Here is a 4,960-nt window from a genome sequence, read left to right on the forward strand (position 1 = left end):
CGCCCCGGCCCCTGCCCGGGACAACCCCCCCGGCCCCCCCCCCCCCGGGCCCCCCCTTCCCGGGCGGGGCGCCCCCCCGCGGCCCACCCCGCCCCGCCCCGCCCGCCCGCCACGTGAGACACGCCCGGCCGGGTCCGCCCGTCGGGGGATAATCGCCGGTGTGAGCGACAACGACCAGCGAGACCAGAGCAGGCCCACCCCGCCCGCCGCCCCCGCGGCGCCCGGCCCCGAGCCCGAGCCGATCAAGTTCTTCGGCACCACCTGGGTCGAGCACGACGGCGGCTACGCCCTGCGCCGCATCGGCATGGCCGCCGGCTCGCTCGTCACCGCCGTCGCCGCCGCGTTCCTGCTGCGCATGGCCTACGAGGGGCTGCAGATCGGCGACGTCGGCCCGTTCCTCAGCATCTCCGTCGTCGTCCTCTTCGCCATCGCCAGTTCCATCGCGTTCGCCAAGACCTGGGAGTCCTTCGGGACCCGCCCCCGCCCCTCGTCCGACGAGGGCGCGCTCAAGGGCCTGAAGGCGATCGGTTTCATCGGCTCCCTCATCGCGTACTTCCTGCGCTGCCTCGTCGAGGCACCCGGCGAGAAGCTGCGCCGCGCCGAGTACGAGCGCGCCCAGGCCGAGTTCGCCCGGCGCCGCGGTGCGCGTACCGGCAACCCTGCCGCCCGCCGCCCCAAGCGCAAGCGGTAAGCACCGGGGGTCCGGACCCGGACCCCGTACCCGTCCGCCCGGTTGACGCCCCGGCACAGCCGGGAGCATTATTCATCACATGATGAATAACTCGCCGGACGGAGCCCCGGCCGCCGTCCACGCCCGCGGCCTCACCGTCCGCCGCGGCGCCGGACGCCACCCCCACACCGTCCTCGACGCCCTCGCCTTCGACGTCCCCCGCGGCCGGATCACGGGCCTCCTCGGCCCCTCCGGCTGCGGCAAGTCCACCCTCATGCGCGCCGTCGTCGGCACCCAGGCCCACGTCACCGGCACCCTCGACGTCCTCGGCCACCGGGCCGGCCACCCCGAACTGCGCTCCCGCATCGGCTACGTCACCCAGGCGCCCTCGGTCTACGACGACCTCACCGTCCGGCAGAACCTCGAGTACTTCGCCGCCGTCCTCGACCCCGGCCGCGCCGCGGCCGACCGCCGCGCCGCGGCCGTCACCCGCGCCATCACCGACGTGGACCTCACCGGCCGCGCGGGCGCCCTCTCCGGCAACCTCTCCGGCGGCCAGCGCAGCCGCGTCTCCCTCGCCGTCGCCCTGCTCGGCACCCCCGAGCTGCTGGTCCTCGACGAACCGACCGTCGGCCTCGACCCCGTCCTGCGACGCGACCTGTGGAACCTCTTCCACGACCTCACCACCGACCGCGGCGCCACGATCCTCGTCTCCTCACACGTCATGGACGAGGCCGAACGGTGCCACGACCTCCTCCTCATGCGCGAGGGCCGCATCCTCGCCCAGGACACCCCCGACGCCCTGCGGGACCGCACCGGCTCCACCACCGTCGAGGAGGGCTTCCTCCGCCTCGTCGACGACGCCAACGCCCTCGCCCGGCAGACCCAGGAGCAGCACTCGTGAACACGGCCCGCACCCTCGCCACCGCCGCGCGCGTCCTGCGCCAGCTCCGCCACGACCCGCGCTCGATCGCACTGATGCTGCTGGTCCCCGTCCTGATGCTGACCCTGCTCCGCTACGTCTTCGACGGCAGCGCCCGCACCTTCGACAGCGTCGGGGCCTCCCTCCTCGGGATCTTCCCCCTCATCACCATGTTCCTGGTGACCTCCATCGCCACCCTGCGCGAGCGCACCTCCGGCACCCTGGAACGCCTCCTCGCGATGCCGCTCGGCAAGGGCGACCTCATCGCCGGCTACGCCCTCGCGTTCGGCGCGGTGGCCGTCGTCCAATCCGTCCTCGCCACCGGCCTCGCCCTGTGGGTCCTCGGCCTCGACGTCGTCGGCTCCCCGTGGCTGCTCCTGCTCGTCGCCCTCCTCGACGCGCTCCTCGGCACGGCGCTCGGCCTCTTCGTCTCCGCCTTCGCCGCGTCCGAGTTCCAGGCCGTGCAGTTCATGCCGGCGGTGATCTTCCCCCAGCTCCTGCTGTGCGGACTCTTCGCGCCCCGCGACACCATGCAGCCGGTCCTCGAAGGGCTCTCCGACGTCCTGCCCATGTCCTACGCCGTGGACGGCATGACCCAGGTCCTCACCCACACCGACATGACCGCCGACTTCCTCCGCGACGCCCTCGTCGTCGCCGGCTGCGCCCTGCTCGTCCTCGCCCTCGGCGCGGCCACCCTGCGCCGCCGCACCCCCTGACCGCACTCCGGACACCCCCTCGCCCCCACGCCCCCGGGTGCAAGGATGAGGAGGTGGAGGCGGCACGCCTCCGCGCACGCATCGTTCGGCGAGGTGAATCGGGCATGACCCAGACAGTCGCAGTCCTCGGTACCGGCAAGATCGGCGAGGCCCTGCTCAGCGGGATGATCCGCGGCGGATGGCCCGCCGCCAAGCTCCTCGTCACCGCCCGCCGCCCCGAACGCGCCGAGGAACTGCGCACCCGTTACGGGGTCGAGGCCGTCACCAACGCCGAGGCCGCCAAGCGCGCCGACACCCTGATCCTCACGGTCAAGCCGCAGGACATGGGCAAGCTGCTCGAAGAACTCGCCCCCCACGTCCCCACCGACCGCCTGATCATCAGCGGCGCCGCCGGCATCCCCACCTCCTTCTTCGAGGAGCGGCTCGCTCCGGGCACGCCGGTCGTCCGCGTCATGACGAACACCCCCGCCCTCGTGGACGAGGCCATGTCCGTCATCTCGGCCGGCAGCCACGCCACCGCCGCGCACCTCCTGCACACCGAGGAGATCTTCGGCGGCGTCGGCAAGACCCTGCGCGTCCCCGAGTCGCAGCAGGACGCCGCGACCGCCCTCTCCGGCTCGGGCCCCGCCTACTTCTACTTCCTCGTCGAGGCGATGACCGACGCCGGCATCCTCCTCGGCCTGCCCCGAGCCCAGGCGCACGACCTGATCGTCCAGGCCGCCATCGGCGCCGCCGTGATGCTCCGCGACAGCGGCGAGCACCCGGTCAAGCTCCGCGAGGCCGTGACCTCCCCGGCCGGCACGACCATCAACGCCATCGTCGAGCTGGAGAAGCACGGCGTACGGGCGGCCCTCATCGCCGCCCTCGAAGCGGCCCGCGACCGCAGCCGCGAGCTCGCCTCCGGCAACAGCTGACCGGACACGGCGCTGCGGGTCCCCCGCGCGGGGGACCCGTACCGCCGCTGCCCTTCAGGGCTCCAACAGCCCGATCACCCGGTACGCCCGGTCTACCACGGGCCGCGCCAGGCCGCGCGCCCGCTCGGCCCCGGCCCGCAGGACCTTCTCCACCCCGCCGGGGTCGGCCGCCAGCTCGGCGTGCCGCTCCCGCACCGGCCGCAGCGTCTCCACCACCGCCTCGGCGACGTCCCGCTTCAACGCCCCGTAGCCCTGGTACCCGTCGGCCAGCGCCGCGGGCTCGCCGCCCGTGCAGGCGGCGAGGATGTCGAGCAGGTTGGCGACCCCGGGCCTCTTCTCCCGGTCCAGGACCACGCCGCCGTCCCCGCTGTCGGTGACGGCCCGCATCACCTTCTTCGTCACCACCGCCGGTTCGTCGAGCATGAACACCACCCCGGGCCCGGCGCCCCCGGACTTCCCCATCTTGGAGGTCGGGTCCTGGAGGTCCATGACCCGAGCCGCCACGACCGGGTGCGTGGCCTCGGGCACCGCGAAGGTGTGCCCGTACCGCTGGTTGAACCGCACCGCGAGGTCCCGCGTCAGTTCCACGTGCTGCCGCTGGTCCTCACCGACCGGCACCCGGTCCGTCCCGTACGCGAGGATGTCGGCCGCCATCAGCACGGGATAGGTGAGCAACGACAGCCGCACCCCTTCCCCGGCGTCCCGCGCCCGCGTCGCCTTCTCGCGGTACTGGACCATCCGCCGCAGTTCCCCGTCGGTCGCGGTGCACTCCAGCAGGTACGCCAGCCGGGTGTGCTCGTCCACGTGGCTCTGCACGAAGAGCGTGCACCTCGCCGGTTCCAGCCCCGAGGCCAGCAGCAGCGTCGCGGCCTGCCTGCTGAGCCGGCGGACCCGCGCCGGATCGTGTTCCACGGTCAGCGCGTGCAGGTCCACCACGCAGAACAGCGCCTCGTCGGGTTCCTGGTCGGCGGCGACCCACTGCCGCACGGCCCCCAGGTAGTTGCCCAGCGTCAGATGCCCGGTGGGCTTGACCCCGCTGAAGATCCTCGTCATGTCCCGTCTCCCTGCTGTGTGGCTGTCATGTCGGTACCGCCGCGTCGGGCGACCGAGCCACTCCCGGGAGGGGAGAAACAGAAACGGCCGCCGAGGCGGCGGCCGTGAGCGCATGCGTGCTCGCGTGGATGGTCGGCCGCCGTCAGGCGGCCCACCAGCACAGGTTGAGCGTGTGCGCATGCGTGGTCATGGGAGCCAGGCTAGCCGTCCGGGTGACGCCTGTCCCCGAGTTGACACACCCTGACCCGGTCCGTAAGGTTCTTCGAGTTGTCCGAAGTGAGCGCCGACCCCGGTCGGTCCCCGGACAGCCATCCCGCATCACACACATTCGAACGAACGACGCACTTTGTCGTCTCGTTTTCATGCGTATATGCGAATGAGGAATCCGCGTCCCAGGACGCAGTCGCCGATTAGGTTCGGGGACAGGGAATCCGCTACTGTCTCACTCGCCGCAAGGGCCCAACAGCCCAAGCAGCACAACCCGCTGACTGGGAGTCAGGGCCGAAAGGTTCTGATAGAGTCGGAATCGCCGGAAAGGGAAACGCGAAAGCGAAGAACCTGGAAGGCGGAAAACAAGCGAGACTGACTCTGATAGAGTCGGAAACGCAAGAACGAAGGAAGCGCCCGGAGGAAAGCCCCAGTAATTGTTACTGAGGGTGAGTACAAAGGAAGCGTCCGTTCCTTG

5 protein-coding genes are annotated in these 4,960 nt (G+C 72.0%); 4 read left to right on the plus strand and 1 reads right to left on the minus strand.

Features of this window, described 5'->3' with window-relative positions:
• Window positions 1–160: 160 nt before the first annotated feature.
• From ADK55_RS09845 to proC, 4 genes are all read left to right on the plus strand, one after another.
• On the plus strand, window positions 161–691 hold the full coding sequence (locus tag ADK55_RS09845) for a hypothetical protein (protein WP_053677115.1): 531 nt from the start codon (window positions 161–163) through the stop codon (window positions 689–691).
• 79 nt (window positions 692–770) lie between these two features.
• Complete coding sequence (locus ADK55_RS09850) at window positions 771–1,574, plus strand: ABC transporter ATP-binding protein (RefSeq protein WP_053677116.1); 804 nt, start codon at window positions 771–773, stop codon at window positions 1,572–1,574.
• The gene (locus ADK55_RS09855; protein ID WP_053677117.1) at window positions 1,571–2,308 is read left to right on the plus strand and encodes an ABC transporter permease; all 738 of its coding nucleotides are present in this window, start codon (window positions 1,571–1,573) and stop codon (window positions 2,306–2,308) included. Before ADK55_RS09850 ends, ADK55_RS09855 begins: the two co-directional genes overlap by 4 nt.
• 104 nt (window positions 2,309–2,412) lie before the next feature.
• On the plus strand, window positions 2,413–3,222 hold the full coding sequence (gene proC / locus ADK55_RS09860; protein ID WP_053677118.1) for a pyrroline-5-carboxylate reductase: 810 nt from the start codon (window positions 2,413–2,415) through the stop codon (window positions 3,220–3,222).
• A 54-nt stretch (window positions 3,223–3,276) separates the two neighbouring features.
• On the opposite strand, the gene trpS is transcribed toward proC, so the two are convergent.
• Window positions 3,277–4,275, minus strand: a complete 999-nt coding sequence (gene trpS / locus ADK55_RS09865) for a tryptophan--tRNA ligase (protein ID WP_053677119.1) — start codon at window positions 4,273–4,275, stop codon at window positions 3,277–3,279.
• Between the last annotated feature and the right edge of the window lie 685 nt (window positions 4,276–4,960).

Origin of the sequence: Streptomyces sp. WM4235 (assembly GCF_001279725.1) — a bacterium.
Lineage (GTDB): Bacteria > Actinomycetota > Actinomycetes > Streptomycetales > Streptomycetaceae > Streptomyces.